The organism is Phreatobacter stygius (genome assembly GCF_005144885.1).
Classification (GTDB): domain Bacteria; phylum Pseudomonadota; class Alphaproteobacteria; order Rhizobiales; family Phreatobacteraceae; genus Phreatobacter; species Phreatobacter stygius.
This window is the reverse complement of the sequence record NZ_CP039690.1, coordinates 5,926,215-5,945,187: the sequence shown is the minus strand read 5'-3', so window position 1 is coordinate 5,945,187 and position 18,973 is coordinate 5,926,215. Positions and strand designations below refer to the sequence as shown.

Sequence of the window (18,973 nt, the reverse complement as noted above, 5' to 3'; positions counted from 1 at the left end):
GGCATAGCCGACCACGAGCGGGTGAGAGGTCCATTGTCGAAGCTTCAGGCCGGCAATCCCGGTCTTCCTCTGAGCAATTCACACGCTCCCTCAAGCGCCGCTCCAACGAGCCTGAGCACCTGCCCTCGGCTATGTGGGTAGACGTAGATGCCACGCTTGCGGGTGATGTGAGAGCATTGTGGGACCATCGAGCCCATGCGTCTATTTTCCGACCTGAGGACGGGCGGAAAGGCTCGATGAAACAATCACTTGACGAGGTTTGGCTGGGGGACCTGGATTCGAACCAAGACTAGCGGAGTCAGAGTCCGCTGTTCTACCATTAAACTATCCCCCACCAGCGGACCTTGCGGCCCGTCGCCGGTGCGAGGCGCGGTCATAGTCGATTAGCCCGTGGGGTTCAAGAGCCCGGTGGCGAGAATTGCACCACGGCGTCGCCTTGCGCGCAAAGCTTGCGGCACCGCCCTCGCCTGATACACTCAGCCCCAACTGAACAGCATCAATCGGCTGGCCCGTCGAGCGTTCGCGCGTTCCGGGGCAACCGGTGGAAAGGTCGCCATGGCCCACGAACCGCAGAACGGCGGTTCGCCGGGAGAATCGGGCGTGCAGCCGGCCACACCGGCTGTCGGCGCGCGCGACGGCTATATGGCTCCGGCCAATCGCCCGCCGCGACGGCTTTATGCCGCCCTCGATCTCGGAACCAATAATTGCCGCCTTCTGGTCGCCAAGCCGGAAGGCGCGAGCTTTCGCGTGGTCGACGCCTTCTCGCGAATCGTCCGGCTCGGCGAGGGCCTCGGGCAGACCGGGCGGCTCAGCGACGCGGCAATGGACCGCGCGGTCGAGGCCCTGAAGGTCTGCCGCGGCAAACTGCAGGACCGGCAGGTGGCGCGCGCCCGGCTGATCGCGACGGAAGCCTGCCGCGCCGCCGAGAACGGCGCCGAATTCATCACCCGGGTCAAGGACGAGACCGGCCTTGCGCTGGAAATCGTCGACCGCCAGACCGAGGCGCACCTGGCCGCCCAGGGCTGCGTGCCCTTGGCCGACCCGCGCGCCCGCGGCGTCATCCTGTTCGATATCGGCGGCGGCTCGTCGGAACTGGTCTGGCTGTTGCCGCGCGGGCCCGGCAAATCCGGCGGCCCGCCGACCGCCGACATTCTCGGCTGGATCTCGCTGCCGGTCGGCGTGGTGACGCTGGCCGAACGCCATGACGGCAAGCGGGTGACCCGCGAGAGCTTCGCGCTGATGGTCGACGAGGTGGCCGAGATGGTCGCCTGCTTCACCCATCGCGAGGCGATCCGCGGCCAGCTCGAGCACCTGCATATGCTGGGCACCTCGGGCACGGTGACGACGCTTGCCGGCGTGCATCTCGGCTTGCCCAAATATGACCGCCGGCGGGTCGACGGCGCCTGGCTCGCCGCCGGCGAGGTCGACACCATTCTCGACCAGCTGCTCGACATGACCTATGAGCAGCGCATCGGCCATCCCTGCATCGGCGCCGAGCGGGCCGACCTGGTGCTGGCCGGCTGCGCCATTCTCGAAGGCATGCGCCGGCACTTCCCCTGCGAGCGGCTCAGGGTCGCCGACCGGGGCCTGCGCGAGGGCATATTGGTCGGCCTGATGCGCGCCGACGGCGTCTGGCGGCGGCCCTTCTATCGACCGCATGACGGAGACCGGCGATGAGCGCCAAATCGGGTGGCGGCAGCCGCGAAATGACGGTGCGGCTGAAAACCGCCAAGAAGCGCACCACCAGCCAGCAGCGCTGGCTGGAGCGCCAGCTGAACGACCCCTATGTGGCGCGTGCCAAGCGTGAGGGCTGGCGCTCGCGCGCCGCCTTCAAGCTGATCGAGATCGACGACAAGCTGAAGCTCTTGAAACCCGGCCAGCGCATCGTCGACCTGGGAGCAGCCCCCGGCGGCTGGCTGCAGGTGGCGGCCAAGCGCATTGGCCTGGAACGGGGCCTCGGCAAGATCGTCGGCATCGACCTCCTGGCCGTCGATCCGATCGCCGGCGTCGAGTTCATCCAGGGCGATTTCACCGCCGACGACGCACCCGACCGGCTGAAGGCCCTGCTCGGCGGCGAGGCCGACGTGGTGCTGTCGGACATGGCCGCCAATGCCATGGGCCACAAGCAGACCGACCATATGAAGATCATCTATCTGGCCGAGCTCGCCATCCATTTCGCCCGCGAGGTGCTGGCGCCCGGCGGCCATTTCTTGTGCAAGGTGCTGCAGGGCGGCACCGAGGGCCAGCTGCTCGCCGACCTCAAACGCGACTTCGCCACGGTGAAACACATCAAGCCGCAGGCGAGCCGCGCCGATTCCAGCGAACTCTACGTGCTGGCCATGGGGTTCCGCGGCCGGCCCGCCGATCCGCAAGAGATGGGAAGTGTGATCGTCCCGGACTGAACCGGCCTGCCTTGCCCAACGGCCGGCAGGCCCGAAGGCCTGCCGGCGTCGCTCAGGGCTGGCGCAAAGGCTCGTTGCGCGCCAGCAGCGCCGCGGTTTCGGTGATCATGCCGTCGCTTGCCATGCGGCCGAGCACCCAGTCGCGCCGCGCCCGCGCCCGCCCGGCATTGTCGGCAAGGTCGATGCGATAGAGGTTCGGCGCCTTGGGCAGGGCCGCGAGCGAGGCTGCCTCGGCCATGGTGAGCGCGCCCAAGGGCTTGCCGAAATAGGCATCGGCGGCGGCGGCCACGCCATAAGCCGCGCCGCCGAAATAGATCTGGTTCAGATAGATTTCCAGGATCCGTTCCTTCGACAGCGCCGCCTCGATCCGGCCGGCGAGGATCGCCTCGCGCACCTTGCGGCCGAGCGAGCGCGGCTGGTCGGCGAGCAGCAGGTTCTTGGCGACCTGCTGGGTGATGGTCGAGCCGCCGGCCGGATCCTGGCCGAGGCTGGCGATGTTTTGCGCCGCGGCCCTGACGATCGCCGGCAGGCTGGTGCCGCCATGGTCGAAAAAGCGCCGGTCTTCCGCCGCAAGAAAAGCCTTCACCACATGGCCGGGGATCATGTCGAGCGCGACGAAGTCACGCCGCTCCAAGAGCCGTCCATTGGCATCGCGGCGCAGCACGGTCTGCGGCCGATAGGTCGCCAATGTCCCGACATCGGGCAGATCCTGGCCATAGGTCACGACCAGCGCGCCCGCGCCGCCGCCGATCAGCAGCGCCAAGGCCGCGGTCGCCACCCCTGCCCGTTTCGCCCAGCGCTTCAGGCCGCCGCCGGCGAGCTGATAGGGCCGGCTCAGGAGATCGAGCGGAATGGCCCAGGCGCGTGCCAGCTTGTCGGCCATCGTGCCTGACAGCGCCCGCCGGCGCGCCAGAATCTCCGAGGCGCGCGACCGCGACCCCAGGGCGTCGGCGAGCTCGGTCTGCGAACGGCCCTGCGCCTGCATGGCGAATTCGATCACCGCCAGCGCGTCGGGAGGATCGATGCCGGCGGTCTTGCCTTCGTAACTGGCGACCAGGATCGCCAGCACCTCCAGCCGGTCGGCTTCGGCCGTGCCGGGAGCAGCTGTTATCAGCGCGCCGATCTCGGCCAGCGCGCGCTGGTGATCGTCGGCGGAACGGATCGGCTTCAGCGGTTCCATGGGGTTACTCTCTCACGATGTTGAAACGTCGAATGAAATCCGGTCGATCACGACCAGCCCGGCGGCGAAATTCACCGACCAGGAGAGGACAAGTGCCGGTCGGTTCAGGACCAGCCGCCAGTGGCCTGGCCCATCCTGTCCGGCCAGCGGCAATGTCGCCTCGAGATCCTCGGCATCGGCCCAGGCAGCCGCGGCCACCAGCGCATGAAAGGCGCGCAGCATCGGCCCGGATTCGGGGTTGCGGTGGATGGCCTCGTTGAGGATGGGCAAGCCGACGATCTGCATTGCCCAATACTTGTTCCCAAATATGGGAACAATATGGCGGAGCGCGCGGCGCGTCCGCCCTCACCCACGCGGGCGTTGGCCCTCGCCAAACCGCCTGCGGAACCAGTCGCGCAGCATGGCCTTCTCGTAAGGCAGCCATTCGCCGGAATTGCGGGCCTGGATATTCATGAGATAGTTGAGGTCCGAGACGGTTTCCTCGGCGCTCGCGAGCGTCCGCCCGGCGGCTTCCAGGCGATAGCGCAGCTTGACCCGCGGCGGGGTCACGTCGCGCATCACCCTGACATCGTTGAAGCGGGTGTTGAACGGCTCGTAGCGGCCGGCGAGGTCGACGTCGAGCACCTCGATCCTGAGCGTCTGGCCGGGCCGAAGATAGAGCTCGCCCACTCGCTGCAGGAAGCGTTCGAGCTCTTTCATCAGCGGCTCGCGCTTATAGGGGCTGCGAAAGTCCTGGTCGGCGAAGCGCTCCGGCGCAACGAAGCGGACATTGACCCCGGCAAGAGCCGCCGCCGGCAGCAGCAGCGACGCAAGGGTAACGACGACGGCGAATTTCGGCGCGCGCATGATCTCTCCGGCACCACGGTTCGACCCCCCCGGGGCAGATCATAAGCCGCCGCCGGACGCGGATGAAGAGGCTGCGTCGGCAGGCGAGCTTTGCCGTCGGGCTCAGGGCGCGGTCGGCGCGGCTTCGCCCTGGGGTTTCAGATCGGCCAGGAAGGGCGGGATCGACCGCCCGACCGAGACGAGATAGGCAACCATCGGCCCCGCGACCTTGCGCACCGCCGGCCGGCGGGTCATCCGCTCGCGCCAGGCGACGAGTTTCGGATGGGCATCGGTCAGCCGCGCGCCCATGCGCTCGCCGAAAAGCTGCGCCATGAAGAAGGCGATATCGGCAAAGGAATAGGCGCCGGAAAGATAGTCGTTCGCCCCGATCGTCCGTTCCATCTCGGCATGAAACCGGCCGGCGCTCTCGAGCGCCGCGATGGCCGGCTCCTCGCCGAGCTGGCCCTGCAGGCTCATCAGCCTGATGATATGGGGAAAATAGACCTCGTCGGATTTGTGTTCGATGAGGCGGGCGCGGGCACGCGCCGCGGGTTCGGCGGGCCAGAGCGCCGGCTCGGGCTTCAAATGCTCGAAATATTCGAAGATCTGGGTCGAATCGAAGATCTCCAGATCATCATGGATCAGCACCGGCACCTGGCGTTTCGGGTTGATGCGGCAGACCTCCGGGTGTTTCGGCTCATAGAGCCGGTCCATGTCGAAAGGCACCATGACGATCTCGAAATCGAGGCCCTTCTCGAAGGCCGCGATCTGGACCTTGGCGCCGAACATGTTGAGTGGTCCGTAGAACAGGCGCATGCGGTTCATCCTGGCCTCCCCTGAAGCGTGGTTGTCGTGGCGCCGGGTTGGCCCAGCATCAGTGCCAATTGGCCTGCGCAAGCGCGCAGCGGCGCGGCGCGCTGTTCGGCCTTGGCGAGCGCCATGGCGCCGGAATAGGCGGCGACCACAAAGGTCGCCAGCGTCTCGGGCTGGTCGCTCCGCTCGGCGCGAAATTTGGCGGCGAGCGCTTGGCGCCACCCGGCAAAAATGCCCTCGGCCGCCGCGCGGAACTCGGCATCGGCCAGCGACAATTCCAGCGCGAGATTGTTGAGCGGACAGCCGCGCACCGCGCCGCGCTCATCAAGCCCGGTGGCGATCGCCTCGAACACCGCGAGGATGCCTGATCGCGCCGAGGCGGCCGAGGCCACCGGTGCGATCCAGGTCGCCTCGACCGCCGCCGCCACCCGCTCGTGCAAGACGGCAAGCCCAAGCGCCTTCTTGCTCGGGAAATGGTGATGCAGCGCCCCGCCGGTCGCGCCGGCCAGCCGCATCAGCTCGTGAATGCTGGTGGCGTGATAGCCGCCAGCCTGAAAGGCATCGAAGGCGACATCGAGCAGCCGGCGGCGCAAGCCCTCGGGGTCGTTGATGCGCTTGCGCTCACGCCTGTGCGGTGCCGCCATCACGTGTTTCCTCCGGTGGCCAAGCTAACACAGCCATCAAACAGGACAACCGGTCTGTTTTGCAACGCCAAAAAATTTGACCGTTGATGGCTCTCGCTGCGTCATGGCCGTGCTTGTCACGGCCATCCACGTCTTCTGTGGTGAAGGCCATGCGTGGATGGCCGACCCAAGGCCGGCCATGACGAAAAAGGGTGGCGACGCCGACAGCGGCGCCGCGGTGGTTCCAGAGCGGAACCATCGACGATCCATCGCCCGCGCCGGTTTTCCACGCGTCATGGCCGTGCTTGTCACGGCCATCCACGTCTTCCGCGGTGAAGGTCATGCGTGGATGGCCGGCCCAAGGCCGGCCATGACGAAAAAGGGCGGCGAGGCCGGACATGGGCGTCTCGGTGGTTCCAGAGGGGAACCGTCGGCGAGTCTATTGCCGGCGCCGGTTTTCCGCGCGTCATGGCCGTGCTTGTCACGGCCATCCACGTCTTTCGCCATCAAGGCCATGCGTGGATGGCCGACCCAAGGCCGGCGAAGACGAAAAAGGGCAGCGAGGCCGGATACGGGCCTATCCGGTGATCGCGGCGCTCAGGAAACCGGTCGGTCCGGCGCCTTCTCGAGATCTTCGGCCGCGACCTTGAGGCAATCGGCGAAATCGACGGCCTCGCCGGCCCGATGCGCCAGCACCATGACGAGCTTGGCCAGGAACACCGCCTCATTGGCTTCGCCGACCTGGTCGATGGCCTCGGCCAGCCGCTCATAGACCTGTTCGAGCTTGTCGAACGGCAAGGGTTTCGGCGCGGACTTGGGTTTCATCGCGGGCCCGGGCGTCATGGTGCCGATCTCCCGAGGCAAGCCGACAAGGAGGCGATGATTTCATCCGATACCGCGTCGCGCCAGCGGCCGGCGACATGCAGGTCGGGGCGCAACAGATAGACGGTGCCGGGCCTTGCGTCATAGCGGCCGGCGACATTGCCGTCGGGGTCGGCGATCGCGCCGGCCTGACCGCCGCCGCCGATGGTCAGCGCCTTGAAGCGCCGGTCGAGCCGGCCCAGCGACGCCAGCAAGGACGCCATGCCGGCGCTCAATGGGCCCTCGGCAAAGACCAGGGCGGTGAAACCGTCGCCGGCATGGTCGAGCAGGAAACCGCCATCGGCCAGCCGGGCATTGGCACTCGCCGCACCACAAGGCGGACCGCCGGCGAAGTCCCGATCGCGGTCGGGCCACAAGGTCAGCGGGCTCTCGGCATAGCTATAGGGCAACATCTGGCGCGGGTCGGCGAAAGCCCTGGCGAAATCATGGCCGAGCGCCAGCGACAGCACGGCCTCGCGCATCAGCTTCCAGCCGCGCGTCGGCGGCGTCATGAAGCGTGTGCTCTTGGTCGCATTGGCAAAAACGTCGAGGGTGGCGCCGCGCCGCTCGGGCGAATAGCTGTCGAGCAGCGCTTCGCCAGCCGCGCCGTCAAGCACATAGGCGAGCTTCCAGCCAATGTTCTGGGCGTCGGCAAAGCCGTTGTTCAGGCCGCGCACGCCGAAGATCGGCACGATATGGGCGCTGTCGCCAATGAACATCACGCGGCCCCGGCGGTAGTCGTCGAGGCAGAGGGTGTTGGCGGTATAGACGCTCCACCATTCCAGCGCCCAATCGCCCCGGTGGCCGATATCGGCAAGGATCGCCCCGACGCGCGCGCGGATCGTCTCCTCGCGCATCGCCTCGTCCTCGCTCTCGCCGTCCTTCAGCTGGTAGTCGATACGCCAGATATTGTCGGGCTGGCGGTGCACCAGCACCGTGCCGCCGGGATTGGAGGCCGGCTCGAAAAAGGCGCGCCGCTCGGTCGGATAGTCATGGTCCATCTGGATATCGGCAATGACGTAACGACCCTCATAATTCTGGCCGGACAGCCGCAGCCCGAGCTTGCTCCTGACCGTGCTGCGGGCGCCGTCGGCCGCCAGGACATAGTCCGCCGCCAGCCGATAGGCGCCATGGGGCGAGCCGACATCCAGGGTCACGCTGTCGTCGCCGGCGGCAATCCCGGTGACCGCGCTTTGCCAGCGCATGTCGATCAGGTCGCTCCGCGCCACCGCCTGATGCAGGAACTGTTCGATATATTGCTGCTCGAGATTATACATCGGCAGGTATTTTTCGTGCCCGCCATGGGGCATCTCGAACGCATAGATCTCGCGGCCGCGATAGAAGCTGCGGCCGCGCGTCCAGCCGAGCGATTTTTCGAGGAACGGCGCGACCGCGCCCACCTGGTCGAGGATCTGGAAGCTTTGCCGGGCAATGCAGATCGCCCGGCTGCCGTCGTTGAACGTGTTCTTGGCCTCGAGCATGACGCTTTTCACGCCGTAGCGCGCCAGCGTCAGGGCGGCGGTCATGCCGATCGGGCCGGCGCCGACAATGACCACGGGATGCGGCCGGGACTGGCCCGACAGCTCCGGAGCCGGCTCTGCCGCGAACACCGGATAGTCGAAATAGAGCGACTCGAGCGGTCCCCGGCCCTTCGGTCTCATTGTCTCTCCGATCAGGCGGCCGCCTCGAAGCCCCCCAGCACGGCGGTCAGATTGGGGCCGAGACTGTCGGAGAGATAGCCCCCCTCCTGGACGAACAGCGTCGGCAGGCCCATGCGGGCGATGGCCGCGCCGGCCTGGCGGAAGCCCTCGGCCGTCACCTTGGCGCCGCCGAAGGGATCGTCTGAGGAAGCATCGAGGCCGAGCGCCACCACCAGCACGCCGGGGTCGAAGGCGGCGATGGTGCGGGCCGAGTGCTCGATCGCCGCGACATAGGCGCCGTTGTCGGCGCCCTGCGCCACCGGAATGTTCAGGTTGAAGCCTTCGCCGGCGCCCTCGCCGCGCTCATGGGCATAACCCCAGAAGAACGGGTAAAAACGGTTCGGGTCGGCATGGACCGAAACGGTCAGCACATCGGGCCGGTCGTAGAAGATCGCCTGCGTGCCGTTGCCATGGTGGATGTCGATATCGAGCACGGCGACACGGTCGTGAACCGAACGCAGATATTGCGCCGCGACCGCGGTGTTGTTGATGAAGCAGTGGCCGCCGGCCATGTCGCGATAGGCGTGGTGGCCGGGCGGACGGCAGAGCGCATAGGCGGCACGCTCGCCTTCGATGACGAATTCGGCCGCGGTCACCGCCACGTCGGTTGCCGAGGATGCGGCGATCCAGGTCTCCGGTCCGATGCCGCAGGCCATGTCCTGCATGTACCAGCCGGCCCGGCCGGTGAGCGAAAGCGGCATGGTGCCGCCGCGCCGGACCGGGTGGACATTGCCCAGGACCTCGTCGGAAGCATCGGCGAGCAGCTTCCATTCGGCCGCCGCCTCTTCGAGGAAGCGCAGATAGTCGACCGTGTGCACACCGAGCCGCGGTCCCTGGCCGAAGATCTCGGCCGGATGCAAAGTGTGGTTGCCGGCCTGCAGGCCGGCGGTCAGCCGGTCGGCGCGTTCGGGCCGCTCTTCGCCCTGGGCGAACTTGCCGCGCAGGACGAAACGTTTGGGGTCGTGGCCACGGTGCAGGTCGGTGAAGGCGGCTTTCATCGGCAATGTCCCGGCGAAGTCTGAAGGCTGGAATCTGCAAGGTTTGGCTGGCGACCAAACACGCTCGGGGCGAGCCTCGCAAGGGCGGATGCGCGGAGCAAGGCTGCATCATCAGCGCTTGCTCGGAGCGTCGTCGCCGCTAGGCTCGCGCCAATTGGAGCCCTGACATGTCACTTGATGCCGCGCTAGCCGCCAAGATCCTGAAAGCCGTCGACGACAATTTCGACCGTCAGATGGAGTTCACCAAGACGCTGGTGCGTTTCGCCTCGCTGCGCGGCGCGGAAGGACCGTGCCAGGATTTCGTCTATGCCGAGATGGACAAGCGCGGCTGGTCGATGGACCGCTTCGCCATGGATGAAGATGCCATCCAGCGCCATCCCGGCGGCTCGCCGTTCTCGGCCGACCATTCCAAGGCGCCCATTGTCGTCGGCATCCACCGGCCTCGCCAGGAAACCGGCCGCAGCCTGATCCTGCAGAGCCATGTCGACGTGGTGCCGGCAGGCCCGGACAAGATGTGGTCGAGGCCCGCCTTCGAGCCGCATATCGAGGGCGACTGGTTTTATGGCCGCGGCGGCGCCGACATGAAGGCGGGGCACGCCGCGATGTTCGCGGTGTTCGACGCGCTGAAAAGCATCGGCCTGCAGCCGGCGGCCACCGTCACCGTGCAGTCGGTGGTCGAGGAGGAAGCCACCGGCAATGGCGCGTTGCAGTGCCATCTGCGCGGCTATCGTGCCGAGGCGGTGCTGATCCCGGAACCGGAAGAGGAAAAGATCATCCGCGCCAATGCCGGCGTGTTGTGGTTCCGGGTCGAGGTGGCCGGCCTGCCGGTTCATGTCAGCCATGCCGGCTCCGGCCAGAACGCCATCGAGGCGGCCTTCGGGCTGATCGGCGCGCTGCGCGGGCTGGAAGCCCAGTGGAACGACAAGAAGGGCGAGCATCCGCTGTTCGCGCCCGATCCGCACCCGATCAACCTGAATATCGGCAAGATCGAGGGCGGCGACTGGGCCTCCTCCGTGCCGGCCTGGTGCGCGTTCGACTGCCGCATCGCGATCTATCCCGGCGAACGGCCCGAGGCCATGCGGAAGGCCGTGGAGGCGACGATCGCGAGCGCCTCGCTGAACGACCGCTTCCTGTCGAACAATCCGCCCAAGGTCGTCTGGAACGGCTTCACCACGGAGGGTTATGTGCTGGAGCCGGGTTCGGAAGCCGAAGCGGTACTGGCACGGGCGCATCAGACCGCCACCGGCAAGCCCCTGGAAGAGCTGGTGACGCCGGCCTATCTCGATACCCGCGTCTATGCGCTCTACGACAAGGTGCCGGCGCTCTGCTATGGCCCGATCTCGGAAAACATCCACGGTTTCGACGAGCGCTTCTCGATCGCCAGCATGAAGCGCGTCACCCGCTCCATGGCCCTGTTCGTCGCCGAATGGTGCGGCGTCGAACCGGTCTGACTGTCCCACGGGCCCCGTGCCCTTCCCTTCCGATCCGTACTGCCCGGAGCCTTTCATGCCGCTCGATGCCGCGCTCGCCGACAAGATCCTGAAAGCCGTCGACGAAAATTTCGCCGACCAGATCGAATTCACCAAGGCGCTGGTGCGCTATCCCTCGCGGCGCGGCGAGGAGAACGCGGTGCAGGACTTCGTCTTCCGCGAGATGAAGACGCGCGGCTGGGCCATGGACCGCTTTCACATGGACGAGGAGGCGATCAAGCGGCATCCCGGCGGCTCGCCGTTCTCAGCCGAACATTCCAAGGCGCCGATCGTCGTTGGCATCCACCGGCCGAAACAGGAAACCGGCCGCAGCCTGATCATGCAGGGCCATATCGACATCGTGCCGGAAGGCCCGACCGCCATGTGGACGAGCCCGCCTTATGAGCCGCGCATCGACGGCGACTGGTTCTACGGCCGCGGTAGCGGCGACATGAAGGCTGGCCACGCTTCGATGTTCGCGGTGTTCGACGCCTTGAAGCGGATCGGCCTGCAGCCGGCGGCAACCGTCACCGTGCAGTCGGTGGTGGAGGAGGAATCGACTGGCAACGGTGCGCTGCAGTGCCATCTGCAGGGCTACAAGGGCGAGGCGGTGATCATTCCCGAGCCCTCGGGCGAGAAGGTGACGCGCACCAATGTCGGCGTCGTCTGGTTCCAGATCGAGGTTGCCGGCTTTCCGGTCCATGTCCGCGAGGCCGGCAACGGCCAGAACGCCATCGAGGCAGCCTTCGGCATCATCAAGAAATTGCGCGAGCTCGAGGCCTTCTGGAACACCAGGGTCGGCGATAACCCGCTGTTCAAGGACACGCCGCACCCGATCAACCTGAACATCGGCAAGATCAAGGGCGGCGACTGGGCCTCATCGGTGCCGGCCTGGTGCACTTTCGACTGCCGCATCGCCATTTTCCCGGGCGAAAAGCCCGAGCAGATGATGCGCGCCATCGAGGATGCGGTGGCCAAGGCAACCCGCGAAGACCGGTTCCTCGCCAACAATCCGCCGCGCATCACCTGGAACGGCTTCACCACGGAAGGGTATGTGCTGGAGCCGGGCTCGGAAGCCGAAGCGGTGCTCGGCCGGGCGCATCAGACATCGACCGGAACGCCGCTCACCGCGCAGGTTCTGCCGGCCTATCTCGATGGTCGCGTCTATGCGCTGTTCGACAAGATCCCGACACTCAATTATGGCCCTTATTGCGAATTGGCGCATGGCTTCGACGAACGCTTCAGCATCGCAAGCCTGAAACGTTCGACTGGTACCATGGCGCTGTTCGTCGCCGAATGGTGCGGGCTCGAGGCTATCTGACGGAGGTCGGCGCCTTTGGCGGTCACGAAGCCGGCCGGCTCGAAAGAGCCTGGCCTGGCCCGCTTGACCGCCGCCGATCGCTCCCCGACAGTCCGTCACCCCATGGAGAATCCCGATGTCCACCGCCGTCCGTGACGCCCTCGAAGCCGCCCTTGTCCGTATTGACGATCCGACCTCGGACGGCCGCGTCACCTATACCAAGGTTTATACCGAACGGGCCCGTGCCGAGGCCGATGCGGCCGACGCCCGCGCCAAGGTCGGGGTCAGCCTGTCGCCGCTCGACGGCTGGGTGATCTCGGTCAAGGACCTGTTCGATGTTGCCGGCGAAACCACCACGGCCGGCTCGTCGATCCTGCGCAACCGGCCGCCGGCCACGGTCGATGCGCCTGTTATCGCCAGATTGCGGGGCGCCGGCGCGGTCATCGTCGGCAAGACCAACATGAGCGAATTCGCCTTTTCCGGCATCGGCATCAATCCGCATTTCGGCACGCCCGGCAATGCCGCCGACAAGAGCCGGGTGCCCGGCGGCTCGTCGTCCGGCGCCGGCGTCTCGGTCGCCGAAGGCACCGCGCGCATGGGGCTTGGTACGGACACCGGCGGTTCGATCCGCATTCCCGCCGCGCTCAACGGCTGCGTCGGCTTCAAGCCGACGGCCAATCGCATTTCGAAGACCGGCGCCTTCCCGCTGTCCTATGCGCTGGATTCGATCGGCCCGCTGGCGAAGACCGTGGCCGACTGCGCCGCGACCGACGCGGTTCTGGCGGGCGAAGAACCCTGGACGCTGGACCCCGCCCCGATCGCCGGCCTCAGGTTCGGCATTCCACGCGGCCGGCTGTTCGGGCAGATGGAGCCGGAGGTCGAAAAGGCCTTCGAGGCCTCGGTCGCGAAGCTCGGCAAGGCCGGCGCCCGCATCACCGAAGTGTCGATCGAAGACCTGCTGCAGGACCTTGCCGACGCCATGGCCAAGGCGCCCTTCGTGGCGATCGAAGCCGCCGCCGTCCATGCCGAATGGCTGGAAGACCGGGCGCGTGATTTCGATCCGCGCGTGCTGGCGCGCATCCGCATCGGCGCCAAGGCGCTCGCCTCCGACTATATCCGCCTGGTCAACAAGCGCGCCGAGCTGATCCTGCGCATGCGCGACCGGCTCGCCGACATCGATGCGATGATCCTGCCGACCACGCCGATCCGTGCACCCAAGATCTTCGACCTGATCGCCTCCGACGATCAGTTCTGGGCCGCCAATGGCCTGGTGCTGCGCAACACCACGGTCGGCAATATCTTCGACTTCTGCGGCGCCTCGCTTCCCTGCCAGCCGGCCAAGGGCCTGCCGATCGGCTTCATGATGACGGCGCTTGCCGGCCAGGACCGCCGGCTGTTGCGCATGGCTGCAGGCGTCGAGGCGCTGTTCCAGGGGTAAGGGGAACTGGGGCCGAGCGACGGTTGATATCATCTCGCCTGAAGGCGGAAGCTCAGCGAAATCAACCCGCTCCCAAAGCGAGAGGATTGGTTCGGCTGTTCGTTTTCGTTCGCCCGAACCTGCCTCGGCCCACGAAAAAAGCCCGCCGCGGCTGTGCCGGGCGGGCTTTCGGTTTGTCGATTTCAGAGCGACCTACGCCGCCTTGACGGCTCCGAGGAAGGTGCCGACCGCGTCGCGCAAGGCGGTCACATCGGCGTCGAGGCCGCTGGCCACCTGGTTCAGCGACTGCACGGCCGAACCGACCGCGCCGATCCGCTCCGACACGGTGCCGATCGCCTGGCCGGCTTCCTGGGCGACGGCGGCGGCGCTTTCGACGCTGACGCCGATCTCGCGGGTCGCCATGGCCTGCTGGTCGATGGCATTCGAGATCGCTTCGCTGGCATTGCGCATCTTCACCACCGTGTCGGAAATGCCCGACATCGACGACACGGTGCGGCCGGTCGCCTGCTGGATGGCCGAGACCTGGCCGGCAATGTCTTCCGTTGCCCGCGCGGTCTGGGAGGCGAGCTGCTTGACCTCGCTCGCCACCACTGCAAAGCCCCTGCCCGCCTCCCCGGCGCGCGCCGCCTCGATCGTGGCATTCAGCGCCAGGAGATTGGTCTGTTCGGCAATGGCGCGAATGAGCTGCACCACCTCGCCGATCTTTTCCGCGGTCGAGGCCAGGCCGCCGACATCGCCGGCAGCCGACTCGACCGCGCGGGTCGCTTCCGCCGAGACGTTCAGGGCTTCCTCGGTCTGGCGGCGGATCTCGACGATCGCGGCATTGAGCTCTTCGGTCGCGCCGGCAATGCCGGTGACGCGGCTGAGCGTTTCTTCCGTCGCCGCGATGGTTTCGCGGGCGCCGGTCTCCGCCGCCTCGCCCGAAACGGTTGCCGTGCCGGAGGCGTCGCCAACGGCGCGCGCCCGCGAGGCGACATGATCGACCACGCCGCCGATCGCCGTATCGAAGGCGCCGATGGCGGTTTCGATGCGCCGACGCCGATCGAGTTCGGCAGCGGTGCGGGCATCCTCGCTGGCGCGCATTTCGGCGCGTTCGGCCAGACGCGCGGCGAGATTGTCGACGGCGCGCGCCATCAGGCCGATCTCGTCCTGGCGGGTGGCATATTTGAGCGGCGCCACGACCTTGTCCTCGGCGAGCGCGCCAATGGCATCGGCAACCTCACGCACCGGCCGGAGGAAGCGGGTTAACATGAAGAAGACGCCGACGGCGGCGGTCAGGGTCAGCAGCGCCAGCGCGGCGAGAACGCCGTTGCGCATGGCGGCGACCGACCTTTCGGCATCCAGCCGGCTGACGCCGGCGCCGATCGCGCCCAGCACCTTGCCGTCGGCTGCGACGATCGGCAGGTAGCGGGCGATCCGCGGGATATCGGCGACGACGATATGGTCGGTCAACACCTCGCCGCGCCGGATCGACTGGGCCACCCGGCTGGCCGCGGGGATGCGGGTGCCGACCACGCGCTGGCCATCGGCGGCCTTCACCGAGCTCGAATGGCGGATCAGGTCGCCGGTCGCCGGGTCGATCCGGAACATGGATGCGGCTTCGGTCGCATGATCGACGATCCGGTGATCGCCTTCCTTGGGCAGGGCCGACACCTTCACGCGCAGCAGCTGGCCGGCGGCATTGCGTTCGACCACGGCGCCCTCGATGCCGAGTTCGAGCGCCTTGGCCATGGCAATGGTGCGTTCGGTGATCTGGGCCTCGACGATCGCGTCCATCCTGGTGTTGATCTCGGAAACCGAGAACCAGGCGGCGCCGGCGGCGACGACCGTGATCAGCATTGCGGCGAGCGCGGCGACTTTTGCCGCGAGCGGCAGGCGATTCAGAAAGCGCATAGGGTCCCCAATGGTTACAGCCCAAGGGGACGATCAGCGAGCAGCCTTAACAAACGGTTCCGGAACTGTATGAGGCTTTGAAAAATCCAGCAAAACGAGTGTGTTGCCAGCTCCCATTCAACCGGAAGGCGGTTCTGGGCAGATCAGAGCGGCTTGGTCATCCGCTTGAGCCAGGCGAGCGCCGGACCTTCGAGCTGCCTGGCCAGGGCCTTCGCCACACGCGCGTGGTAGCCATCGATCCATTCGCGCTCGGCCGGATCGAGCAGGCCGACGTCAATGGCGCGCCGGTCGATCGGGCACAGCGTGATGGTCTCGAACTCCAGGAAGCCTTCGGCGGCAGCCTCGCGCACCACCAGCAGGTTCTCGATGCGGATGCCGTGGGAGCTGGTCTTGTAGTAACCGGGCTCGTTGGACAGGATCATGCCGGGCTCGAGCGGCACCTGGCTCAATGGCGAGATCCGCGCCGGGCCCTCATGGACGCCGAGATAGCTGCCGACGCCATGGCCGGTGCCATGGTCGAAATCGAGCCCGTTGGCCCAGAGATGGCGGCGGGCGAAACCGTCAATGGCGATGCCGCCGGTGCCCTTCGGAAAGCGCGCCGTGGCGACCGCGATATGGCCCTTCAGCACCAGGGTGAAATGCCGCTTCAATTCGCGCGGCAGCCGGCCGACCGGAATGGTGCGGGTGATGTCGGTGGTGCCGTCGCCATATTGGCCGCCGGAATCGAGCAGGAAGAAGGTTCCCGCCTCGACCGGCCGGGCGGTCGCCTCGGTCGCGCGGTAATGCACGATGGCGCCGTTCGGGCCGGAACCGGCAATGGTGGTGAAGCTCGAGCCCCGATACATCGGGTCCTCGCCGCGGGTCTCCTCCAGCTTGGCCATCACCTGGAGTTCGCTCAAGCCCAGGGCTTCGGCATCGAACCAGGCGAGGAAGCGCACCATGGCGGCGCCGTCGCGGATATGCGCCTTGCGCGTGCCGGCGAGCTCCGCATGGTTCTTGCGCGCCTTGGGCAGGACGCTGGGATCGGCGCCGCGCATGACCTTGGCGCCAGCCGCCTTCAACTGCGCCTCGATCCAGGCCGTTGACGTGTCGGGTTCGATCGAAACGGTCTCGCCGGCCAGGTCCTTCAGGCCGTCGGCGAAAGCCTCGATCGGGCGGATGGTGACACCATTGCCGAGGTGATGGGCGAGACCGGCGGTGAGCTTGCGCTGGTCGACGAACCAGGTGGCGTGGCCGTCGGATGACAGCACCAGGAAGCTCTGCACCAGGGGCGTCGAGGGCGTGTCGCCGCCGCGCACATTGAGGATCCAGGCAATCGAATCGAGCTGGTTCAGCACCGTCGCCTTGGCGCCGCGCCGGGCCACTTCCTCGCCGAGGCGGGCACGCTTGTCGGCGCTCTTCTCGCCGGCAAAGGCCAAGGGGTGGGCATGGACGGAAGCAAAGGGATCGTCCGGCTGATCGGTCCAGAGCTGATCGATCGGATTGTCGTCGAGCGCCACCAGTTCGGCGCCGGCCTTGGCCATGGCGTCGCGCCAGCGCTCGGCCTCGCTCACCGGCGTGATACGCGGGTCGTAACCGACCCGGTCGCCGGCCTTGACCTTGGCGGCGAGCCATTCGATCGCCGGCGGCTTCTTGAAATGGCGGCATTCGATGACGCTGGCGTCGGTCTCGGCCGGCGCCTGCAAGGTGTAGCGGCCGTCGACGAAGAGCGCCGCCTGCTTGCGCAGGACCACGACGAAACCGGCGGACCCCGAAAAGCCGGTCAGCCATTTCAGCCGCTCGGCACGCGCCACGATATATTCGCCCTGATGCTCGTCGGAGCGCGGCACCAGGAAGGCGGCGAGCTTCAGCTTGGCCAGGCGCTTCTGCAGCGCCGGAATGCGCCCGGCGTCGGGCTCGAACGAGGGTTCCGGCACCTCCGACAGCATCGCCCTCAGTTGAAACCGCTGTTCGACGGTTGCCTGCGGACAGGCCGCCGCCATCCACTCGTCGGGATGCGGGCTCGCGGGCGTCGCCTTGACGCGGGCAAGGATCGGGCGAAGCCCTTCGAGATCAACTGGCATCAAGAACCTGTCTGGCCGCCTCGGCCCCTGCGATGCGTCCGAGGACGACGGCGGTCACGAGGCCATTGCCGGAAAGATAACCTGAGGAATGCGGACCTGACACCCCCACCGCCGCACCCCCAGCCGCGAAAAGATTGGGCAGGACCGATCCGTCGGGGCGGCAGACCCGCGCCTGCCGATCGACCCGAAGTCCGCCCTGGGTATGGAATAGCGCGCCGGTGACGCGCACGGCCCGATAAGGCGGCACGAGCTGCGGCAGGCCGGACCAGTCGCGGCCCAGGACATCGGTTCCGCCATTCCGCTTGAAGCCGGCAACCGATTCGAGAGTCTCTCGAATCGGTTGAGGCGACATCTTCATGGCTTGCGCGAGCGCCTCCGGCGTCTCGGCCGTGACGATGGCGCCCGCCGCCCCGGCGCGGCGGAAATCCTCGAACTGGCCGGCAATGCCGGCAATGCGTGTGTCGAAAATGTCCCAGGCGATGCCGCCGGGCTGGCCAAGCACGGCGACGCCGGCCTCGGAATAGCCCTGCGCCTCGTTCCAGAACCGATGCCCCGAGGCATTGACCTGGAAGCCGCCCTCCATGATGACCGCCCAGGAGATCAGGATGCCGTGGGGATGGGCCACCGAACCGTGGCCCTGGTGGCCGGTCATGTGTTTCAGCCCGGCGCCCAGCGCCTGGCCCCACAGAACCGCGTCGCCCTGATTGCCGGCATGGCCGAAATAGAGCGCCTGTTCGAGCTCGGGGATATGGCTGGCGACCAGGTGCTTGTTGCCGCCATAACCGTTGCAGGCGAGCACGACGGCGGTGGCGCCGATCCGCTCGACGGCGCCGTCGGGCCGGGTCAGCTCCAGGCCGCGTGCGGTGCCGTCCGGCCGCGCGATCAGCGCCGTGACATGGGCGCCGGTCAGGATCGCCACGCCGGCCCGTTCGGCGGCGGCGCGCAGCCGGTCGATCAGTTCGGCGCCGGAGCGCGAGGCAAGCCCGTGCATGCGCCGCGCGGAATGGCCGGGATAAGAAAAGTCGCCGATGACGGTGAAGGCGAGACCGTGGCGATCGGTCAACCAGTCGATGGCGGGGCCGGCTCCCTCGGTCGCCAGCGCCAGCACCGTCGGATCGGCCTCGCCATGGGCCTTGGCCTGGATATCCAGGGCAAAGAGTTCGGTGCTGTCGACGATGCCGGCAGCACGCTGCGCCGCCGTCGCCGGCGCCGGGATCAGGCCGGCCGAGAGCGCGGTCGAGCCTTGCGGCAGCGGGTCGCGCTCGAACACGACCGGCTCGGCGCCGGCTTCGGTCGCGGCCAGCGCCGCGCAGAGGCCCGCCGCGCCGCCGCCAATGATGGCCAGGGCAATGGTCGTGTCGAAAGGCAGGTCATCGAACAGGACGCGGGACATGTGGTTCTCGCTCGG

At 67.4% G+C, this 18,973-nt stretch carries 17 protein-coding genes and 1 tRNA gene; 5 read left to right on the top strand and 13 right to left on the bottom strand.

The window, feature by feature from the left end; genetic code table 11:
- Positions 1-260: 260 nt before the first annotated feature.
- Positions 261-334 (bottom strand) — tRNA-Gln (locus tag E8M01_RS28020).
- Between the two features lie 221 nt (positions 335-555).
- Between E8M01_RS28020 and E8M01_RS28015 the strand changes: the two genes are divergently transcribed.
- Both E8M01_RS28015 and E8M01_RS28010 read left to right on the top strand, forming a co-directional pair.
- On the top strand, positions 556-1,677 hold the full coding sequence (locus E8M01_RS28015; RefSeq protein ID WP_136963158.1) for a Ppx/GppA phosphatase family protein: 1,122 nt from the start codon (positions 556-558) through the stop codon (positions 1,675-1,677).
- On the top strand, positions 1,674-2,402 hold the full coding sequence (locus E8M01_RS28010) for an RlmE family RNA methyltransferase (RefSeq protein ID WP_136963157.1): 729 nt from the start codon (positions 1,674-1,676) through the stop codon (positions 2,400-2,402). The genes E8M01_RS28015 and E8M01_RS28010 overlap by 4 nt, the downstream gene beginning before the upstream one ends.
- Positions 2,403-2,454: 52 nt before the next feature.
- Here the strand turns inward: E8M01_RS28010 and E8M01_RS28005 are convergent, their stop codons facing one another.
- From E8M01_RS28005 to E8M01_RS27965, 9 genes are all read right to left on the bottom strand, one after another.
- Positions 2,455-3,582 (bottom strand): transglycosylase domain-containing protein, encoded by a 1,128-nt coding sequence (locus tag E8M01_RS28005; protein ID WP_136963156.1) that lies wholly within the window; start codon positions 3,580-3,582, stop codon positions 2,455-2,457.
- Positions 3,583-3,594: 12 nt separating this feature from the next.
- Positions 3,595-3,867, bottom strand: coding sequence for a hypothetical protein (locus E8M01_RS28000; protein ID WP_136963155.1), 273 nt, complete (start codon positions 3,865-3,867; stop codon positions 3,595-3,597).
- Between the two features lie 60 nt (positions 3,868-3,927).
- Positions 3,928-4,428 (bottom strand): DUF3016 domain-containing protein, encoded by a 501-nt coding sequence (locus E8M01_RS27995; protein WP_136963154.1) that lies wholly within the window; start codon positions 4,426-4,428, stop codon positions 3,928-3,930.
- A gap of 102 nt (positions 4,429-4,530) precedes the next feature.
- Positions 4,531-5,232 carry a glutathione S-transferase family protein gene (locus E8M01_RS27990; protein WP_215908812.1) on the bottom strand — a complete coding sequence of 234 codons (702 nt, stop codon included), beginning with the start codon at positions 5,230-5,232 and terminating at the stop codon, positions 4,531-4,533.
- A complete protein-coding gene (locus E8M01_RS27985) occupies positions 5,229-5,864 on the bottom strand; it encodes a TetR/AcrR family transcriptional regulator (protein WP_136963153.1) in 636 nt (211 codons plus the stop codon). Before E8M01_RS27985 ends, E8M01_RS27990 begins: the two co-directional genes overlap by 4 nt.
- Positions 5,842-6,243 (bottom strand): hypothetical protein, encoded by a 402-nt coding sequence (locus tag E8M01_RS27980; RefSeq protein WP_136963152.1) that lies wholly within the window; start codon positions 6,241-6,243, stop codon positions 5,842-5,844. Before E8M01_RS27980 ends, E8M01_RS27985 begins: the two co-directional genes overlap by 23 nt.
- 197 nt (positions 6,244-6,440) lie before the next feature.
- A complete protein-coding gene (locus E8M01_RS27975; RefSeq protein ID WP_136963151.1) occupies positions 6,441-6,686 on the bottom strand; it encodes a hypothetical protein in 246 nt (81 codons plus the stop codon).
- Positions 6,683-8,365 (bottom strand): FAD-dependent monooxygenase, encoded by a 1,683-nt coding sequence (locus E8M01_RS27970; RefSeq protein WP_136963150.1) that lies wholly within the window; start codon positions 8,363-8,365, stop codon positions 6,683-6,685. The genes E8M01_RS27975 and E8M01_RS27970 overlap by 4 nt, the downstream gene beginning before the upstream one ends.
- A gap of 11 nt (positions 8,366-8,376) precedes the next feature.
- Positions 8,377-9,402, bottom strand: a complete 1,026-nt coding sequence (locus tag E8M01_RS27965) for a histone deacetylase family protein (RefSeq protein ID WP_136963149.1) — start codon at positions 9,400-9,402, stop codon at positions 8,377-8,379.
- A 167-nt stretch (positions 9,403-9,569) separates the two neighbouring features.
- Here E8M01_RS27965 and E8M01_RS27960 point away from each other — a divergent pair, with 167 nt between their 5' ends.
- The 3 genes from E8M01_RS27960 (at position 9,570) to E8M01_RS27950 (ending at position 13,609) form a co-directional block, all read left to right on the top strand.
- Positions 9,570-10,853: an ArgE/DapE family deacylase gene (locus tag E8M01_RS27960; RefSeq protein ID WP_136963148.1), complete on the top strand. Its 1,284-nt coding sequence runs from the start codon at positions 9,570-9,572 to the stop codon at positions 10,851-10,853.
- A 55-nt stretch (positions 10,854-10,908) separates the two neighbouring features.
- Positions 10,909-12,192, top strand: coding sequence for an ArgE/DapE family deacylase (locus tag E8M01_RS27955; RefSeq protein ID WP_136963147.1), 1,284 nt, complete (start codon positions 10,909-10,911; stop codon positions 12,190-12,192).
- 115 nt (positions 12,193-12,307) lie between these two features.
- The gene (locus E8M01_RS27950; RefSeq protein WP_136963146.1) at positions 12,308-13,609 is read left to right on the top strand and encodes an amidase; all 1,302 of its coding nucleotides are present in this window, start codon (positions 12,308-12,310) and stop codon (positions 13,607-13,609) included.
- Positions 13,610-13,801: 192 nt separating this feature from the next.
- Here the strand turns inward: E8M01_RS27950 and E8M01_RS27945 are convergent, their stop codons facing one another.
- From E8M01_RS27945 to E8M01_RS27935, 3 genes are all read right to left on the bottom strand, one after another.
- Positions 13,802-15,502: a methyl-accepting chemotaxis protein gene (locus E8M01_RS27945; RefSeq protein WP_136963145.1), complete on the bottom strand. Its 1,701-nt coding sequence runs from the start codon at positions 15,500-15,502 to the stop codon at positions 13,802-13,804.
- A 143-nt stretch (positions 15,503-15,645) separates the two neighbouring features.
- Positions 15,646-17,565, bottom strand: a complete 1,920-nt coding sequence (locus E8M01_RS27940; RefSeq protein WP_246088461.1) for an aminopeptidase P family protein — start codon at positions 17,563-17,565, stop codon at positions 15,646-15,648.
- Positions 17,555-18,958: an FAD-dependent oxidoreductase gene (locus E8M01_RS27935; protein ID WP_136963144.1), complete on the bottom strand. Its 1,404-nt coding sequence runs from the start codon at positions 18,956-18,958 to the stop codon at positions 17,555-17,557. Before E8M01_RS27935 ends, E8M01_RS27940 begins: the two co-directional genes overlap by 11 nt.
- Positions 18,959-18,973 lie beyond the last annotated feature (15 nt).

What these genes read in the sequence shown, in the direction of transcription:
- E8M01_RS28015 (WP_136963158.1), top strand. Translation starts at nt 556, where the DNA reads ATGGCCCACGAACCGCAGAACGGCGGTTCGCCGGGAGAATCGGGCGTG.
- E8M01_RS28010 (WP_136963157.1), top strand. Translation starts at nt 1,674, where the DNA reads ATGAGCGCCAAATCGGGTGGCGGCAGCCGCGAAATGACGGTGCGGCTG.
- E8M01_RS28005 (WP_136963156.1), bottom strand. Translation starts at nt 3,582, where the DNA reads ATGGAACCGCTGAAGCCGATCCGTTCCGCCGACGATCACCAGCGCGCG.
- E8M01_RS28000 (WP_136963155.1), bottom strand. Translation starts at nt 3,867, where the DNA reads ATGCAGATCGTCGGCTTGCCCATCCTCAACGAGGCCATCCACCGCAAC.
- E8M01_RS27995 (WP_136963154.1), bottom strand. Translation starts at nt 4,428, where the DNA reads ATGCGCGCGCCGAAATTCGCCGTCGTCGTTACCCTTGCGTCGCTGCTG.
- E8M01_RS27990 (WP_215908812.1), bottom strand. Translation starts at nt 5,232, where the DNA reads ATGAACCGCATGCGCCTGTTCTACGGACCACTCAACATGTTCGGCGCC.
- E8M01_RS27985 (WP_136963153.1), bottom strand. Translation starts at nt 5,864, where the DNA reads ATGGCGGCACCGCACAGGCGTGAGCGCAAGCGCATCAACGACCCCGAG.
- E8M01_RS27980 (WP_136963152.1), bottom strand. Translation starts at nt 6,243, where the DNA reads ATGTCCGGCCTCGCCGCCCTTTTTCGTCATGGCCGGCCTTGGGCCGGC.
- E8M01_RS27975 (WP_136963151.1), bottom strand. Translation starts at nt 6,686, where the DNA reads ATGACGCCCGGGCCCGCGATGAAACCCAAGTCCGCGCCGAAACCCTTG.
- E8M01_RS27970 (WP_136963150.1), bottom strand. Translation starts at nt 8,365, where the DNA reads ATGAGACCGAAGGGCCGGGGACCGCTCGAGTCGCTCTATTTCGACTAT.
- E8M01_RS27965 (WP_136963149.1), bottom strand. Translation starts at nt 9,402, where the DNA reads ATGAAAGCCGCCTTCACCGACCTGCACCGTGGCCACGACCCCAAACGT.
- E8M01_RS27960 (WP_136963148.1), top strand. Translation starts at nt 9,570, where the DNA reads ATGTCACTTGATGCCGCGCTAGCCGCCAAGATCCTGAAAGCCGTCGAC.
- E8M01_RS27955 (WP_136963147.1), top strand. Translation starts at nt 10,909, where the DNA reads ATGCCGCTCGATGCCGCGCTCGCCGACAAGATCCTGAAAGCCGTCGAC.
- E8M01_RS27950 (WP_136963146.1), top strand. Translation starts at nt 12,308, where the DNA reads ATGTCCACCGCCGTCCGTGACGCCCTCGAAGCCGCCCTTGTCCGTATT.
- E8M01_RS27945 (WP_136963145.1), bottom strand. Translation starts at nt 15,502, where the DNA reads ATGCGCTTTCTGAATCGCCTGCCGCTCGCGGCAAAAGTCGCCGCGCTC.
- E8M01_RS27940 (WP_246088461.1), bottom strand. Translation starts at nt 17,565, where the DNA reads ATGCCAGTTGATCTCGAAGGGCTTCGCCCGATCCTTGCCCGCGTCAAG.
- E8M01_RS27935 (WP_136963144.1), bottom strand. Translation starts at nt 18,958, where the DNA reads ATGTCCCGCGTCCTGTTCGATGACCTGCCTTTCGACACGACCATTGCC.